At 50.3% G+C, this 17143-nt stretch carries 15 protein-coding genes and 1 tRNA gene; 9 read left to right on the top strand and 7 right to left on the bottom strand.

Annotation, left to right across the window (positions count from 1 at the left end; translation table 11 throughout):
- Window positions 1-152 precede the first annotated feature (152 nt).
- Window positions 153-229 (bottom strand) — tRNA-Ile (locus ACMV8I_RS10285).
- Between the two features lie 140 nt (window positions 230-369).
- Between ACMV8I_RS10285 and mug the strand changes: the two genes are divergently transcribed.
- The 4 genes from mug to ACMV8I_RS10265 all read left to right on the top strand — a co-directional run bounded on the left by mug (window position 370) and on the right by ACMV8I_RS10265 (window position 2821).
- Window positions 370-861: a G/U mismatch-specific DNA glycosylase gene (gene mug, locus ACMV8I_RS10280; protein ID WP_498865130.1), complete on the top strand. Its 492-nt coding sequence runs from the start codon at window positions 370-372 to the stop codon at window positions 859-861.
- Between the two features lie 291 nt (window positions 862-1152).
- The gene (locus ACMV8I_RS10275) at window positions 1153-1635 is read left to right on the top strand and encodes a hypothetical protein (RefSeq protein ID WP_498865129.1); all 483 of its coding nucleotides are present in this window, start codon (window positions 1153-1155) and stop codon (window positions 1633-1635) included.
- A gap of 85 nt (window positions 1636-1720) precedes the next feature.
- Window positions 1721-2329 carry a RhiA family protein gene (locus ACMV8I_RS10270; protein WP_498865128.1) on the top strand — a complete coding sequence of 203 codons (609 nt, stop codon included), beginning with the start codon at window positions 1721-1723 and terminating at the stop codon, window positions 2327-2329.
- Window positions 2330-2359: 30 nt separating this feature from the next.
- On the top strand, window positions 2360-2821 hold the full coding sequence (locus tag ACMV8I_RS10265) for a hypothetical protein (protein ID WP_498865127.1): 462 nt from the start codon (window positions 2360-2362) through the stop codon (window positions 2819-2821).
- A 123-nt stretch (window positions 2822-2944) separates the two neighbouring features.
- Here ACMV8I_RS10265 and rpoD read toward each other — a convergent pair whose 3' ends face one another.
- The 3 genes from rpoD to rpsU form a co-directional block, all read right to left on the bottom strand.
- On the bottom strand, window positions 2945-4783 hold the full coding sequence (gene rpoD / locus ACMV8I_RS10260; RefSeq protein WP_498865126.1) for an RNA polymerase sigma factor RpoD: 1839 nt from the start codon (window positions 4781-4783) through the stop codon (window positions 2945-2947).
- Window positions 4784-4993: 210 nt separating this feature from the next.
- A complete protein-coding gene (gene dnaG, locus ACMV8I_RS10255; protein ID WP_498865125.1) occupies window positions 4994-6742 on the bottom strand; it encodes a DNA primase in 1749 nt (582 codons plus the stop codon).
- A 137-nt stretch (window positions 6743-6879) separates the two neighbouring features.
- Window positions 6880-7095 (bottom strand): 30S ribosomal protein S21, encoded by a 216-nt coding sequence (rpsU, locus tag ACMV8I_RS10250; RefSeq protein WP_001144069.1) that lies wholly within the window; start codon window positions 7093-7095, stop codon window positions 6880-6882.
- A gap of 311 nt (window positions 7096-7406) precedes the next feature.
- Here rpsU and tsaD point away from each other — a divergent pair, with 311 nt between their 5' ends.
- On the top strand, window positions 7407-8420 hold the full coding sequence (gene tsaD / locus ACMV8I_RS10245; protein ID WP_498865124.1) for a tRNA (adenosine(37)-N6)-threonylcarbamoyltransferase complex transferase subunit TsaD: 1014 nt from the start codon (window positions 7407-7409) through the stop codon (window positions 8418-8420).
- A 92-nt stretch (window positions 8421-8512) separates the two neighbouring features.
- On the opposite strand, the gene plsY is transcribed toward tsaD, so the two are convergent.
- Window positions 8513-9166, bottom strand: a complete 654-nt coding sequence (gene plsY, locus ACMV8I_RS10240) for a glycerol-3-phosphate 1-O-acyltransferase PlsY (RefSeq protein WP_498865123.1) — start codon at window positions 9164-9166, stop codon at window positions 8513-8515.
- A gap of 107 nt (window positions 9167-9273) precedes the next feature.
- Here plsY and folB point away from each other — a divergent pair, with 107 nt between their 5' ends.
- Both folB and bacA read left to right on the top strand, forming a co-directional pair.
- Window positions 9274-9630, top strand: coding sequence for a bifunctional dihydroneopterin aldolase/7,8-dihydroneopterin epimerase (folB, locus tag ACMV8I_RS10235; RefSeq protein WP_498865122.1), 357 nt, complete (start codon window positions 9274-9276; stop codon window positions 9628-9630).
- Window positions 9631-9839: 209 nt separating this feature from the next.
- Window positions 9840-10667, top strand: coding sequence for an undecaprenyl-diphosphate phosphatase (gene bacA / locus ACMV8I_RS10230; protein ID WP_498865121.1), 828 nt, complete (start codon window positions 9840-9842; stop codon window positions 10665-10667).
- A 74-nt stretch (window positions 10668-10741) separates the two neighbouring features.
- On the opposite strand, the gene ACMV8I_RS10225 is transcribed toward bacA, so the two are convergent.
- Complete coding sequence (locus ACMV8I_RS10225) at window positions 10742-11977, bottom strand: multifunctional CCA addition/repair protein (RefSeq protein WP_498865120.1); 1236 nt, start codon at window positions 11975-11977, stop codon at window positions 10742-10744.
- Window positions 11978-11985: 8 nt separating this feature from the next.
- A complete protein-coding gene (locus ACMV8I_RS10220; protein WP_498865119.1) occupies window positions 11986-12606 on the bottom strand; it encodes a TIGR04211 family SH3 domain-containing protein in 621 nt (206 codons plus the stop codon).
- Window positions 12607-12830: 224 nt separating this feature from the next.
- Here ACMV8I_RS10220 and ACMV8I_RS10215 point away from each other — a divergent pair, with 224 nt between their 5' ends.
- Both ACMV8I_RS10215 and glnE read left to right on the top strand, forming a co-directional pair.
- Window positions 12831-14141, top strand: coding sequence for a CYTH domain-containing protein (locus tag ACMV8I_RS10215; RefSeq protein WP_498865118.1), 1311 nt, complete (start codon window positions 12831-12833; stop codon window positions 14139-14141).
- 93 nt (window positions 14142-14234) lie between these two features.
- A complete protein-coding gene (gene glnE / locus ACMV8I_RS10210; RefSeq protein WP_498865117.1) occupies window positions 14235-17072 on the top strand; it encodes a bifunctional [glutamate--ammonia ligase]-adenylyl-L-tyrosine phosphorylase/[glutamate--ammonia-ligase] adenylyltransferase in 2838 nt (945 codons plus the stop codon).
- Window positions 17073-17143: the final 71 nt, after the last annotated feature.

Below are 17143 nucleotides of genomic sequence, written 5' to 3'. Positions count from 1 at the left end.
AGCATTCATGAAGCACCCTATTCGAATAAATGCATAGGGATTGGTTCGCGTCGTATCAAGGCGTCAATAAAGCTTGTGCGACATTTTGTCTTAAAAACAAAAAAGCCACTTCTTGTGAAGTGGCTTAGTTTATTGAATTTAAAACTAAAATTTGGTGGCCCCTACTGGACTTGAACCAGTGACCAAGCGATTATGAGTCGCGTGCTCTAACCAACTGAGCTAAGGGGCCGTGGGGCGGATTATACGGTATGTTCCACTGGCAGGTCTAGACCTGTTGGGTTGTATGCGCGTTTTGTGTGCAATTCTAGCTTGTTGTCATTGCTGCGTTTTTTTGCGATAACGTTGGTAAATACCTCTCAGGGATAAATAATGATCACCGATATTATTGCCGACCATCTTTCCGTGGTTTTCTGCGGTATCAATCCAGGCCTGTCGACGGCCCATCATGGCTTCCACTTCGCTAATTCGAACAACCGATTCTGGAAGGTGATCCATCAGGCCGGTTTTACTGAGCGTTTACTCAAGCCGGAAGAGGAGCAGCATCTGCTTGATACGGATTGCGGCATCACTATGTTAGTTGAACGGCCAACGGTTGAAGCCACAGAGCTGGTGCGTGATGAGTTGCGTGAGGGCGGGGCTGCATTGGTTGCCAAGATCGAACGCTATCAGCCGCAGGCATTGGCGGTATTGGGTAAACAGGCATTCAGTAAGGCGTTTGGCATCAGTAAAGTGAGCTGGGGACGTCAGGCGCAGAAAATAGGTAAAACGGAAGTCTGGGTGTTGCCGAACCCAAGCGGGTTGAACAGGGCGACGCTGGATGAACTGGTGGCATCTTATCGTGAACTGTACTTATCACTGTGATAAATAGATTCAGGCTGTATTGCTATCACATTATCTTATTTGGATGAATTATTCGTATCCTGCATTATTTACCTTCCATACCCTTTGGTGTAAATCGCCTTGTTGATATATTTCAATGGGTTATTCTTCCCTTTATCTGTTTTATTAGTGTTGAAACATTTGCATTCCTAATGTAAGCGGAATGCTTCCCCTGTGTGAATGGTGTTAATTGGGCTAAAACTTAATCTCATCATCTCATCCGGGGTGAGTTGCTCAGCAGCAGAGCAATGTGATTCATCGGGAGAAAGGGATATGGCCAATGTGGAAACAGGAGAAAGACAGGAAAATCTGGAGGAGTGGTTCGAATTGTTTTCCGGCTTGCCGATCCAGCATTCAGAACGAGAAGTCCGCTTAATCAGTTTTTGTGAAAGGTACAAGACCAACATTTTATCAGCGATGCCATGGGTTGCTTCAGAGTTTGCCGAGCATTGTGGATTTTCTGGCCTATTTGATTTTATTCACCATCATGGTGGGCGGAAAATTTATCTCCCCAAAGAGTCTGATAAATTTTTAAATATTTATGGTATAGCAATTCCCGAAAATAGTTATAAGAAGATTTATAAAAAAACTCATTCGTCTGGATATCTTGACATGCCATCCAATTGGGGCGTTTTTATTGCTATTCGACGTGCCGCAATGCAGTTGGCAATGAAAGAAGATATTCCGGCAAGACTACTCACACAAACTTTTGGCATTACCATGAGAAGCATTAGGTTAATAAAATCACGTAATTAATATAGATGAAGGAGGTTTATGAAGTGAATAGATTACCATGATGAAATACACATATTTTTTAACTTAATTATAAAGGGTAAATACCATGACTAAATATTCCGTAACAGTTGAAAATAACTCGGTGAATACCGGCGCAATTTGTATTTATCAAACTTCTCCAGATATTACCGATCCGAAAGTAATGTCTCTGGCCTGGTTCTCTAAAGTGGCGCATCCACTCACTAAAGTGACATTCGACTGGACTATCGATTATAGCTTTGTCTGGGATGAAACCGGCGTGCTGATCCCCGGTGTCACTTTTGACGCTTCACAATCCCTGGCAACCGACCTCAACAGTAAAAATCAGGTAACTCTGGTCTATAGTGATGGTGCGTTTGTCTTTGAAGACCAGACGAAAGGAGCCCGCAACGGGACTATGTATATTACCAATGATAGCAGCCTGCCACTTAACCAGGCCTCTGTCGGGGTGGGTATGTCAGGCGCAGGAACCTTTGTTGTACAGGCTCAGCCTAACATTAACCTTAACTTCACGCCGCACCCAACCTATTGGGTCACCTTCGGTAACTACACGCCAGGGCAGGTGTTGGATATTGGCGAAATTACCAATAATCAGCAACTGATTTTCCAGCCGAATATCTATGATCTGGATGTTCAGCTGAAAACTGATAATACTTGGTCAGTAGCTAATTCCTGAAATTATATTTAATACTGATGGAGAAAAATCATGATCCTGATTGTATGTACTGATGATGAGACGCTTTTTGCTGTTGCGAAAAACTCTATCATTAAAAGTCCGTTAACTTATGGCCGCTTTTTTGTGGTATTCCACGATCAACTCCCTACACTTGATGTTGACGAGAATATTTTTGTCTTAGCCCATGGCGCTTTTTTAGGTGATAACGGCTTACCTGTTATTGGTGATAAAAAGAATGATTTTTATATTAATGGCAATACGCTATTTCAAAGTCTGCAAAGTATTTTCCCTAAAGGTTATCAAGGCAATGTTTATATTGATGCCTGTGAATCAGCGGATAACACAGAGGAGATGATTAGCTTTGCCGAAACCTTCTATGTTTACTTTAATGAGGTGTATAAAAATTCTTATGTGTTTGGTGTGGCTGGGGAAAGTAGTGGTTTGATCCCTTTACCAGATTCCACGACCTGGATCCCGGTAGTGTTAAGTTGATAATAGCAGTAGTTGAGGGCATGGACGGTGAAGTTAATTTTCAGGAGCTATAATGTGAAGATGAAAAAATAACCCCGGTATCGCTACCGGGGTTATTCATTTTCACGTCACACTCGTTAACGACTAGTCGTCCAGGAAGCTGCGCAGTACTTCAGAGCGGCTTGGGTGGCGCAGTTTGCGCAGTGCCTTCGCTTCGATCTGACGGATACGTTCGCGGGTAACGTCGAACTGTTTGCCCACTTCTTCCAGCGTGTGGTCGGTGTTCATATCGATACCGAAACGCATACGCAGTACTTTGGCTTCACGTGCAGTCAGACCGGCCAGAACGTCGTGCGTTGCAGAACGCAGGCTTTCTGAAGTAGCAGAATCCAGCGGCAGCTCGAGGGTAGTATCCTCGATGAAATCACCCAGATGCGAATCTTCATCGTCGCCGATTGGCGTTTCCATGGAGATCGGCTCTTTAGCAATTTTCAGCACTTTGCGGATTTTGTCTTCCGGCATCAGCATGCGTTCAGCCAGCTCTTCCGGCGTCGGCTCACGGCCCATCTCTTGCAGCATCTGGCGAGAAATACGGTTGAGTTTGTTAATGGTCTCAATCATATGCACCGGAATACGGATGGTACGTGCCTGGTCGGCAATGGAGCGGGTGATAGCCTGACGGATCCACCAGGTCGCATAAGTTGAGAACTTATAACCACGGCGATATTCAAACTTATCAACGGCTTTCATCAGGCCGATGTTACCTTCCTGGATCAGGTCGAGGAACTGCAAGCCACGGTTGGTGTATTTCTTAGCGATCGAAATAACCAGACGTAAGTTTGCTTCAACCATCTCTTTCTTGGCACGACGAGCCTTGGCTTCACCGATCGACATGCGGCGATTGATGTCTTTCACCTGCTCGATGGTCAGGCCGGTTTCTTCTTCGATCTGACGTAGTTTCATCAGGCCGCGGTGTACATCTTCAGTCACTTCTTTCAGCTTCTCGGACCATGGTTTACCCATTGCCAGAGCTGCATCGAACCAAGCCTGACTGGTCTCGTCATTGGAGAACAGAGTGACGAAGTTTTTCTTCGGCATTTTGCACTGTTCAACGCACAGCTTCATGATCAAACGTTCCTGAGTACGGACACGATCCATCATGGACCGCATGCTATTGACCAAGAAGTCGAACTGTTTTGGCACTAGGCGGAACTGCTTGAAGACATCAGACAGCTTCAGAATTTCTTCTGCGGCGCTCTTGTGGTTTCGGCCGTTTTTCTTGATGACGGCACGAGTCGCTTCATGCTGCTCACGCAGATCGGTGAACTTCTGGCGCGCCAGTTCAGGGTCGATGCTGTTGTCGTCTTCAGCATCGTCGTCTTCATCGTCGTCGTCGTCGTTATCGTTCTGCTCTTCAGTGGTCAGTTCAGAACCCACATGCGTTGCGGTTGGTGCGACTTCTTCTTCTGCATTCGGATCAATAAAGCCGTTGATCAGATCAGACAGACGAGCTTCGCCCGCTTCAACGCGGTCATACTGTTCGAGCAGATAGTTAATCGCTTCAGGGTATTCGGCAACGGAACACTGAACTTGGTTGATACCATCTTCGATACGTTTGGCGATGTCGATTTCGCCTTCTCGTGTCAGAAGTTCAACGGTACCCATTTCACGCATGTACATGCGAACCGGGTCAGTGGTGCGTCCAATTTCAGATTCAACGCTGGAGAGTACCTGCGCTGCAGCTTCTGCGGCATCGTCGTCGGTATCAGGGCGGTTTTCGGCCAGCATTAAGTCATCGGCGTCAGGTGCTTCTTCAAGAACCTGGATGCCCATGTCATTAATCATCTGGATGATGTCTTCGATCTGGTCGGAGTCGACGATATCTTCCGGCAGATGGTCATTGACCTCAGCAAAGGTCAGATAGCCTTGCTCCTTACCACGGGTGACAAGTAGCTTAAGCTGTGACTGCGGGTTTTGCTCCATAAGACGGTATCCACACTTCAGAGTATTTGGGTTGGTGTTGGTCAGCAAAACCGCCAACAATAACGTTTACCCGTTAGGGTATAGGGGCGTTTACTTTTTGCCGCGGCCCACAAGGGCGGCATAGCGCGGGACCTTGTCCCACTTTTTATCGGCACTTAAGCCGTGTTCTTTTGGATAACGCATCACGCATTATCTTCGTTATATGGTGTTCTAGTTCTTTTTCGCCAACGCTACGTTGAGCGACCAAAGCTCTTTGCGTTCTTCACCACTAAGCCCGTGGGTTCTTTCGCGCGCAATCAGTGTTTCCTGACGTTGCTCAAGTATTGAGTCATACAAGCTTGCCAGTGTGGCGCGAAATATCTCTTCGACCATATCCTCTACGATCATATGGTTCCAGATCGCGAGAGTTTCAAGCTGTTGGTAGAACTTATTGTCACGGTACAATTCAAGTAACTGGCCCGTTGTCAGCCCCGGCTGGGCTAAGCAAGTGGTTACCAACTCCGTAAAGAGTTCCAACCCTGGCTGCTTCGCTTGCTCCAATCCTTGCAGCGAGGGTATAAGTGTAGCCAGTTGTGGGTTTTGTACCAGTAACCCTATAAGTATACGCATGGTTGTGCGTTTTAGCTGGGGTACCTGGTAGGTATTCCCGCTATCGGCATGTTTTGGCATCAGCTTTTCGAGCTGGTTGTCATCAAGAATGCCGAGTTTATTACCTAACTGCTGCCGCAGATACATCCGCAGCGTTTCTCCCGGAACCTGGCGAATCAAAGGCAGCGCCAGCATACTCAATTTGGTGCGCCCATCGGGGCTGCTCAAATCGACCTGCGGCATCAGTGAATCGAACAGGAAAGTTGAGAGCGGCAGCGCCTGCTCCATCCGTTGTTCGAACGCTGCTTTACCTTCTTTGCGTACCAGTGTGTCAGGATCTTCGCCATCGGGTAAAAACATAAATCGTAGCTGACGGCCATCATTGAGATACGGCAGGGCAGTTTCCAGTGCGCGCCAGGCCGCTTCGCGCCCCGCTCGATCACCGTCATAGCAACACACCACATTATCGGTGGCGCGAAACATCAGTTGTATATGGTCAGCAGTGGTCGAGGTTCCCAAAGAGGCAACGGCATAATCGATGCCAAATTGTGCCAGTGCGACGACGTCCATATAACCTTCGACAACCAATAAGCGTAAAGGTGTCGGATGTTTTAATTGCGCTTCATACAGGCCATACAGCTGGCGGCCTTTATGGAAAATCTCGGTTTCTGGCGAGTTAAGGTATTTCGGTGTACCGTCGCCTAAAACCCTGCCACCAAAGGCAATGACACGACCGCGCTTGTCACGGATCGGGAACATGACCCGTTCGCGGAAGCGATCATAACTGCGTCCGTTGTCATTAGTGACCAGCATACCGGCGTCAATTAATGAGGCTTTGTCGTCAGCACTTTTACCAAAGCGCTTAAGTGCGTTGTCCCAACCAGGGGGAGCGAAACCTATGGCAAAGTGGGTAATAACGTCTTCACTTAAGCCGCGTTGAGAAAGGTATTCTCTGGCAGGTGCACCGGCGGATTGTTTAAGTGACTGTTGATAGAAGGCGGCAAGCGGCTCCATCAACTGGTAGAGGCTTTGACGCTGATGGCGCTCCATCTGGCTTGGACCCGTGCCCGCTTCATAAGGCACTTCCAGACCCTGCATTGTCGCCAGTTCCTCGATACTTTCGACAAACTCAAGTCTGTCGTAGTTCATCAGGAAGTCGACGGCATTGCCGTGCGCTCCACAGCCGAAACAATGATAAAACTGCTTATCGCTGTTTACGGTGAATGAGGGTGTTTTCTCATGGTGGAAAGGGCAACACGCGTGGTAGTTCTTGCCTTGTTTCTTCAGCTTTACGCGAGCATCGATAAGATCCACGATGTCGACACGAGCCAGCAAGTCATTGATAAATACGCGCGGAATTCTCCCAGCCATAAGCCCCTTACTCACTAGCCTATAAATGAGAACAAGCCGCGCATTCCTTTCGGAAAGCACGGCATGCGTATGCAGCTACTCATCGATTTGTGTGTTTCTGCGTAAGCAAAAACACACGGTGGGGTTACCCCCGAAGATTAATACAGACGAGTACGGCGTGCGTTTTCGCGAGCCAGTTTCTTGGCGTGGCGTTTTACTGCAGATGCTTTGGCGCGTTTACGTTCGGTAGTCGGTTTTTCATAGAACTCACGACGACGAACTTCTGCCAGAACACCCGCTTTTTCGCAGGAACGCTTGAAGCGACGCAGAGCTACGTCGAACGGCTCGTTTTCACGTACTTTAATTACAGGCATGTGCCTCTCACCTCGATAAAATCGGTTTGTTTGCTGGTTTGTACCAGCACATTTCAAAATGGTGCGGAATTTTACTCCAACTTGCTCTGCGTTGTAAAGCATAACGGCAAATTGAAACTGCGCCTTCCAACCCATCTATTCCAAAAGTGCGCTCGCTTTTGCGTCGGCCGGCGATTATATACCAATCAACTTAAATTGCTCGACATTAATTGGCTAAGCCATCGGATTTACTACGCAGAAGCAGCGCTGTGCGGGCGTTGTATGTTAAACTGCGCGCCGCGAGTTAGCGCGAAAACAAGATGGGAAAGGTGATGCGAGTACTGGGTATAGAAACGTCCTGCGATGAAACCGGAATTGCAATCTATGACAGCGAAGTCGGTCTGTTAGCCAACCAACTGTATAGTCAGGTAAAACTGCATGCTGATTACGGCGGTGTAGTCCCTGAGCTGGCATCGCGCGACCATGTGCGCAAAACCATTCCTCTGATTCAGGCGGCGCTGAAAGAAGCCGGGCTGACGGCGCAGGATATCGATGGCGTGGCATATACCGCAGGCCCCGGTTTAGTCGGTGCGCTGCTGGTCGGCGCAACCATCGGACGTTCTCTGGCGTTCGCCTGGAGTGTTCCAGCTGTACCCGTCCATCATATGGAAGGTCATCTTCTTGCGCCAATGCTGGAAGATAATCCCCCTGATTTTCCTTTCGTCGCGCTACTGGTTTCTGGTGGTCATACGCAATTGATCAGCGTGACCGGGATCGGCAAGTATGAATTGCTGGGCGAATCTGTTGATGACGCCGCAGGCGAAGCCTTCGACAAGACCGCAAAACTGCTGGGTCTGGATTATCCCGGCGGCCCGATGCTGTCAAAAATGGCGCAGCAGGGGACTGCGGGGCGCTTTACGTTCCCGCGCCCGATGACTGACCGTCCCGGTTTGGACTTCAGTTTCTCCGGCCTGAAAACCTTTGCGGCGAATACGGTTCGTGCCAATGACGGTGATCCACAAACCCATGCTGATATTGCCCGCGCTTTTGAAGATGCCGTCGTGGATACGTTGGCGATTAAATGCAAACGTGCTCTCGACCACACTGGCTTTAAGCGTCTGGTGATGGCGGGTGGCGTCAGTGCTAACCGCACTCTGCGGGCTAAACTCGCTGAGATGATGCAAAAACGCGGCGGCGCAGTATTTTATGCCCGTCCTGAGTTTTGCACTGATAACGGCGCGATGATTGCCTACGCGGGGATGGTGCGGATGAACACGGGCGCAACGCAGGATCTGAGCGTTTCGGTGCGGCCACGCTGGCCTTTAGCAGAACTTCCAGCGGTCTGAAAGTGCCATCATTCAGACCGGTTTTCCTGATTTAAGAAAAATAAAAAAAAACGACCTGCTGAGAGGTCGTTTTTTATGTCTGCCGTTCGGGATTACTTTTCGCTTTCAGCGCGTTTGGCCTCTTCCTGGGCCGCTTTTTTAGCGGCACGCTTCTCTTTTAGCCTGTCCCAGATCTTGGTTTCCTGCCGCCGCCATAAGCGCTGAATGTTATCATGATGACGTAACAGAATAAGACATGACAGCATCGCGACCGGGAAGGTGAACTGGGGTTTGAACCACCAGACATAAAAGGGGGCAATCAGCGCACTGATAATGGCACCAAGTGATGAATAGCCGCTCAGCAGTACCGTCAGCAGCCACGTACCGGCCATCAAACCGGTCAGGTCCCACCCGATAGGCGCTATGGCACCAAACGCTGTGGCAACGCCTTTCCCGCCCTTAAAGCGGAAGAAAACCGGATAGATGTGTCCCACGCAGGCCGCGATGGCAGTCAGACCAAGGTACATCGGCGGAATATTCAGACGATACGCTAGCCAGACCGGCAACATACCTTTGAGCACATCGAAAATCAGTACCGTTGCGGCCGCAGTGCGACCACCAATCCGCAGAACGTTAGTCGCACCAGGGTTGCCGGAACCTTGCGTTCGGGGATCGGGTAACCTTGCTACCCGGCAGACCAGAATTGCACTGGAAATCGAGCCGCAAAGGTAGGCGAAAATAATCATGCCAAGCGCGGTAGCACTCATAACGCAGTTCCGTCTAATAAGAGTCGTTTTAATCGCAACATGTATGGATAATACGCATTTTCCGCCGGAAGTGGTATCCGGCTGACCCAAAAACAGAGAAACGCGTGATGGATATCGTATTTATTGAGCAACTGAATGTAATCACCACCATTGGCGCTTATGAGTGGGAACAGACGATTAAGCAGAAACTGGTGTTTGATATTGAAATGGCATGGGATAACGGTGCGGCAGCTGCTAGTGATGATGTGAATGATTGCCTAAGCTACGCCGATGTCAGTGAAGCGGTGATCCAGCATGTGTCATCACAGAATTTTGCGTTGGTTGAACGCGTTGCTGAAGACGTTGCTTCCTTGTTACTGGCACGCTTTAACTCACCCTGGGTACGCATTAAATTGAGTAAGCCAGGTGCAATAGCGCAGGCATCTAACGTCGGCGTGATCATTGAGCGCGGCGTGCGCGGTTAAATGTTGTCTTTGAAAAAGCAGATTTAAATGTAAACTTCAGAACTGATTGCGCGAATATTTGTCATAAAAATGCGTTATAAAGACGTTGTTCGTGATGAACTACGTTGTATTAGCGGCACCTGAATGATGCCGCTTTTTATTGTCTGAATTTCATCCTGTACGATGACAGAAACAGACAGTTTTCATTTCTTACGGGTTGAGGTATTTAAATGGTAGTTGAGAGCCATTCTTTACTGGTTGCCGTCATTTTAGGTGTGGTCGAAGGTCTGACAGAGTTCTTGCCGGTATCCTCCACCGGGCACATGATCATCGTCGGCAATTTGCTGGGTTTTACCGGTGATACAGCCAAGTCTTTTGAAGTGATCATTCAGCTCGGCTCAATCATGGCTGTAGTGGTGATGTTCTGGCGCAGACTGTTCGGCATGATCGGGCTGCATTTTGGCAAACCGCCGGTGCATGAAGGAACGGGAACCCGCAGGCTAAACCTTATCCATATTCTGCTCGGGATGTTGCCTGCCGTAGTGCTGGGGCTGCTGTTTCATGCGCAGATTAAGATGCTCTTTGAGCCGAAAAATGTCATGTACGCGTTGGTCGTCGGTGGTATTTGGCTGATTGCTGCCGAATGGCTGAAACCGAAAAAACCACGCGCGGAAGGCGTGGATGACATGACTTATTTTCAGGCATTCATGATTGGCGTGTGTCAGTGTCTGGCGCTGTGGCCGGGTTTTTCCCGCTCGGGTGCGACGATCGGCGGCGGTATGCTGCTGGGGGTGAGCCGTTTTGCCGCCTCGGAGTTCTCCTTCCTGCTGGCCGTGCCGATGATGCTAGGGGCTACCGTCCTCGACCTTTATAAAAGCTACAGCTTCCTTACGATGGCTGACTTACCGATGTTCGCCGTTGGTTTTGTGACGGCATTTATCGTAGCGCTATTTGCTATAAAAGCCTTTTTGAGCGTGATTAAACGTATCTCGTTTGTGCCATTCGCCATCTACCGTTTTATTGTTGCGATTGCGGTATATATGGTATTTATCGCTTAACCGTTGTCAGCGTTGAAGCAATAAAAAAGCGCCTATCTTTGCCGATGGGCGTTTTTTTTGACGTTAATTGCAGATTAAAGATCAACGTCCTGCATTTTCTTCCAGTCGCTAATCGCCTGTATACGGCGTTTCTTCAGTTCATCGCGAATAGCGGTGCCTTGTAAACCTAACGCCACCACGTCTCTGATCGAAATGGTCTGCGCTACGGAATAGGCTTCGCGTAGATAATTGCCCTGCGGATAGGGGTTGTGTTCAAAGCCGGTGCGGCCACGGGCGTCTGCTTCGCTGGTTAAAATCATCTGCTCGAGACGCTGGGGTTTGCGCCAGACATCAATGGTGTCGAACAGTTTCAGAATCGTTTCCGGGCGCAGTTTATTGACGGTGTGGATTAGGTCATGGAATTCGGCAACCAGCTTGGCTAGCTCGCGAATGTGAGTAGGTACTTTTAGCCGTTGGCACACATTCTCCACCAGTTTCACGCCGGCCGGGCCGTGTCCATGATGATGCGGCCAGTATTCAGGGTTGGTCAGTCCTTTGCCGAGATCGTGGCACAGTGCTGAAAACCGGATATCAACATCCTGCGTTAGTTCAACAGCGATTTTCAGCGTCATTAACGTATGAATACCGGTGTCGATTTCAGGATGCCATTTCTCAGGCGCAGGCACGCCAAAAAGTGCATCGAGTTCAGGGAACAGCACCTTGAGCGCGCCGCAGTCACGCAGTACCTGGAAGAACACCTGCGGATCCTGCGTCTGTAACGCTTTCTCTGTCTCTTTCCAGACGCGTTCTGGCGTCAACGCGGACAATTCACCGCTATCAGCCATTAGTTGCATTAATTTTTGTGTTTCTGGTGCGACGTGAAAACCCAAATGTGCAAAGCGCGCGGCAAATCTCGCCACGCGCAGCACGCGCAGGGGATCTTCACCAAATGCATCAGACACATGGCGCAGTACGCGCTGTTTGATGTCCTGCTGACCCCGATAAGGGTCAATCAGCTCACCTTCAGCACTTTTGGCGATGGCGTTAATCGTCAGGTCACGGCGCATCAGATCCTGCTCAAGGGTGACATCCGGCGCGGCGTAACAGGTAAAGCCGTTATAACCGGCACCGGACTTGCGCTCGGTTCGCGCCAGCGCATACTCATCGTGGCTGACGGGATGCAGAAATACGGGAAAATCTTTACCGACCTGCTGATAACCTTGGGCCAGCATGTATTCCGGGGTTGCACCCACGACCACCCAGTCATGTTCGGTCACTGGCAGATTTAATAAGCTGTCCCGAACTGCGCCGCCGACCAGGTAGATCTTCATGATATGGCTCAGCTCATCCAGCGGTCATTTTTCTTACGACGTGGAACGAGGTGCGGCAGGATAAGGCCAAGGATCAAACCGACACCCGCGACGCCACCACCGTACATAAACCATTGTAAAATAATGGTGCGTTGCTTGTCGTCCAACTGCACATTCACCGCACTGACTTTTTTCTGTGCGACAATCAGCTGGTTTTTTAGATCCTGATTTTCTTTTTTCAGACCATTAATAATACCGTCACTGGAGGCCACTTTTTGCTGCATTTCTGCAGTGCGCTGATTCCAGCTAGAATCGATATTGTTTAATTTGTCTGTCAGCGTTTTCACCTGCTGTTCCAGATCTGGAACACGGGTACGTATGCTGGGAACGTTACTCAATTGGTCAAGTGGGATCCAGGCGGTTTTACCTTTTGAATCAATGATTTCACCATATTTAGTGCTGTCATTGACGCTGCGGAGGGTGACCTGTTCACCGGCATTGAGCGTCCCTACGATACGATATTGATTACCCGGACCACTGTGGATATAGGTGATCAGATCGTCGGAAATGTAGCGCTTTTCATCAGCGTGAGCGCCCCAAGTGATGCTTAAAGTAAGCAAAGCGAGACAAATTAGGCGTAATTTCTGCATTTTTTCATCGTTTCTGAGTGAATTTATGGAACGCGATGTGTGAACCGACGTCATGAACGGTTGATACTAAGGTGAACAGTTTGACGACGCAATGCTTAAACAGGAATGAGAACTATCTTACTATCCCGTGACATGCGGCTTGCGCTCGTGCCCTGTGGTAGAATTAACTCCTTTTGTCGGCTATATAACAGCCTTATGACATCCAGAACCGGTGTGAAATCACTATGACCGTAGAAATAGAATTAAAATTTATCGCCACCGCTGCCGCTATCGCCGAATTGCCGAGCCAATTGGCAAAGCTTGACAGCGAACATACCGCACCGCAGAAACTGACCAACATCTATTATGAAACTGCCGATAACTGGATGCGCAAGCATGATATGGGCCTGCGCATTCGTGGTTTCGACGACCAGTATGAAATGACCATCAAAACCGCCGGCAGCGTCGTGGGTGGGCTTCATCAGCGTCCTGAATACAATGTTGAGCTAAAAAAACCGACCTTGAAGCTCAGTGCCTTCCCGAAAGATATCTGGCCAGAAGGCTGCAAAGTCGCCGCATTACAAAAAGCATTACTGCCGCTGTTTAGCACTATCTTCACACGTGAAAAATGGGTGATCACTTACCAGCAAAGCGAGATTGAGCTGGGGCTTGATCTGGGTGAAGTGGTTGCCGGTGAGCTATCAGAGCCGCTGTCTGAAGTTGAACTTGAGCTGAAAAAAGGCAACACCGCCGATCTGCTGTCTCTGGCGGCACTGATTGGCCAAAACGGCGGATTACGTCAGGGTGGCTTGAGCAAAGCGGCGCGTGGATACCAATTGGCGAAAGGCGATCCGGCCCGTGAGCCGCGTCCTTTGTTGGTATTTAAGGCTGCACCGAAGGCTACCGTTGAGCAGGCTCTGGCCGACACGCTGGCGCAGGCGATGGATCACTGGCAGTACCATGAGGAACTCTGGGTACGCGGTGATAAAACTGTGCGTCTTACCGTCTTGCAGGCCGTTGAAACCGTGCGTCAAATCCTGGTGATTTTCGGCGGGTTGATCCCGCGTAAAGCCTCTACCGACCTACGTGCGTTGCTGACTGATCTAGTCCCGTTACTGGAGAAGAAAGGCGCTGATGCTGAAGCCGTTTGCTACAGCGCAGCGTATCTACAATGTAAGTTGGCGCTCACATCATGGCTGGCGAACCAAGCGTGGAAACCTTTCATTGATGAGAAGGCCCAGAAGAAACTCGACGGTTCTTTCAAGCGTTTTGCTGACATCATGCTGGGCCGTACCGCCGCTGAACTTAAAGACGTGTTTGGCCAGCCACTGGATGAGGACGGTTTCCGTGACCAGTTGGCACGCCTGAAACGCCATATCATCTCCTTCCATATGTTAGCAGGTGCTTACCCGGAAGAGGCTATTATGCAGTACATCAATGGTTGGCTGGAGCTACAACAGGCTATCGTTCAGCAGCAGCATGCCTGGGAAGACTCTGCCCGTCAGCAAGCGGTGATGATGGATGCGTTCTGGCTCAATGGTAAAATCGCCAGGTAAGATAGTTATCGCCGTTTTGATTTATGGTTGAAGTTTAATTGAACAAGTAGCCTGAGTCTGACTCAGGCTTTTTTGCGAAAGGAACCCGATCTCATGTTGCCACTCTCTCCCACGCTGCAAAGTCAGGCTGACAATTTTATTGAGCGCTGTCAGGAACATCAGGAAAGTCTGCCGGACATTGATGACAACACGCTGGCCGCGATTGCCGTCAGTGATTTTGTCAGTGAAAACTTACTGGCTTTCCCGGCGTGGTGGCATGAGATTGTGCAACATCCTCCGCACGCCAATGAGTGGCAACATTATGGCGACTGGTTGAACGAAGCGCTGGCCGCAGTCAGTGACGAGGCCGGGTTGATGAAGACTCTGCGTCTGTTTCGCAAGCGCATGTTGACCCGCATTGCCTGGTCACAGACGTTGCTGACCAGCGGATGCGAAGAGACATTACATCAGTTAAGCGAACTGGCTGAAACCCTGATAGTCAGCGCCCGCGAATGGCTATACGACGCCTGCTGCCGTGAATTTGGTACACCAGTGAATGCAGAAGGCGTGCCGCAAAAACTTCTGATTCTGGGCATGGGCAAACTGGGTGGCGGTGAGCTTAATTTCTCTTCCGATATCGATCTGATTTTCGCCTATCCTGAAAACGGTCAGACGCAGGGTGGACGCCGCCAGCTGGATAATGCTCAATTCTTTACCCGCCTTGGCCAGCGGCTGATAAAAGCGCTGGATCAACCGACCATCGACGGCTTTGTCTATCGCGTCGACATGCGTTTGCGGCCTTTCGGCGACAGCGGCCCGCTGGTGATGAGTTTCCCTGCGCTGGAAGATTATTATCAGGAGCAGGGGCGTGACTGGGAGCGTTATGCCATGGTCAAAGCTCGGCTGATGGGCGGTGCCGAAGACAGCAGCGGCCAGGAGTTGCGTAAGATGCTGATGCCGTTTGTTTTCCGTCGCTACATTGATTTCAGTGTGATCCAGTCGCTGCGCAATATGAAAGGTATGATTGCCCGTGAAGTCCGCCGTCGGGGCCTGAAAGACAATATTAAGCTCGGTGCGGGTGGCATCCGTGAAATTGAATTTATCGCCCAAGTTTTTCAACTGATCCGCGGTGGCCGTGAGCCATTGTTGCAGCAGCGTTCATTACTACCGACCTTGCAGGCGGTGGATGAACTGGGATTACTGCCGACGGTGCAAGTGCAGCAATTGCGTGAGAGTTATCTGTTTCTGCGTCGTCTGGAAAATCTTTTGCAGGCGATTGCCGATGAGCAGACGCAAACCCTGCCTTCGGATGAGCTTAATCAGGCGCGACTGGCGTGGGGAATGCAGTTCGCCAACTGGCCGAGCCTACTGGATGGGTTGAATGCTCACATGCAGGCAGTGCGCACCGTGTTTGATGATTTAATCGGTGACGACACGCCGGACGCGGACGAAGATCCTCAGTATGCCCAGTTCAGCAGTCTGTGGATTGATGCACTGGACGATGCCGACATCGCCGGGTTGGTGCCGCAATTGGCACCCGGGGCGCAAGGCCGTTTATTACGTTTGATCGCCGAATTCCGTCGTGACGTGGGCAAACGCACCATTGGGCCGCGTGGCCGTGACCAGCTCGACCTGCTGATGCCCGGTCTGCTGGCGCAAGTCTGCGCTTACAAAAATGCCGATATCACCCTGGAACGCCTGACACTGTTACTGCTTAATATTGTCACTCGCACGACCTATATCGAACTATTGGTGGAGTATCCGGGCGCATTGAAACAGTTGGTCAGGCTGTGCGCTGCGTCGCCGATGGTGGCAAACCAACTGGCGCGTCACCCGCTACTGCTCGACGAACTGCTTGATTCCCGTACCCTTTATCAGCCTACTGCGCCCGACGCCTACCGTGATGAATTGCGCCAATTCTTACTGCGTGTACCGGCCGATGACGAAGAGCAACAGCTGGAGGCGCTACGCCAGTTTAAACAGGCGCAGCATCTGCGCATTGCCGCCGGTGATATTTCAGGCGCGCTGCCGGTGATGAAGGTCAGTGACCATCTGACTTATCTTGCCGAGGCGATCCTCGAGGCGGTTATCCAACAGGCCTGGAGCCAGATGATCGTCCGTTACGGGCAACCGACTCATCTGCAGCACCGCGAAGGACGCGGTTTTGCCGTGATTGGTTACGGTAAGCTTGGTGGCTGGGAGTTGGGTTACAGCTCGGATTTGGATCTGGTATTCCTGCTGGACTGTGCGCCGGAAGTGATGACCGACGGGGAGCGTAGCATCGATGGCCGCCAATTCTATCTGCGCCTTGCTCAGCGTATTATGCATCTCTTCAGCACTCGCACCTCGTCCGGTATTTTGTACGAGATTGATGCCCGTCTGCGGCCTTCCGGCGCGGCAGGCATGCTGGTTAGCACCATTGAAGCCTTTGCTGATTATCAGCAAAACGAAGCCTGGACCTGGGAGCATCAGGCGCTGGTGCGCGCACGCGTGGTTTACGGCGATCCGCAACTTACCCGTCAGTTTAATACCACCCGGAGCGAGATCTTATGCCGCCAGCGAGATCCCGACGCATTGTGCAAAGAAGTGCGTGAAATGCGAGAGAAAATGTATGCCCATTTAGGTAGCAAAAAGCGTGATCTCTTTGATCTGAAAGCCGACCCGGGCGGCATCACTGACATTGAGTTCATTGCACAATATTTGGTCCTGCGCTTTGCCCACGATGAGCCAGGTCTGACGCGCTGGTCGGATAATGTGCGTATTTTCGAGTTGATGGCGCAGTACGACATCATGTCGGAAGAGGAAGCGCAGCGGCTAAAACATGCTTACGTGACGTTGCGGGATGAAATACATCATCTGGCATTACAGGAACATAGCGGCAAAGTAGCTGTCGATAGCTTTATGACCGAACGCAGCCACATCACGGCCAGTTGGAACAGCTGGCTGGGCTGACAGGGTAATCCTGCGCAGCGATGGTTTCTACTGAGAGGATAATGACTTGTGATATTATCCCCGCACTATTT

The organism is Ewingella sp. S1.OA.A_B6 (genome assembly GCF_049889095.1).
Lineage (GTDB): Bacteria > Pseudomonadota > Gammaproteobacteria > Enterobacterales > Enterobacteriaceae > Ewingella.
This window is presented reverse-complemented; position numbering and strand designations above follow the sequence as displayed.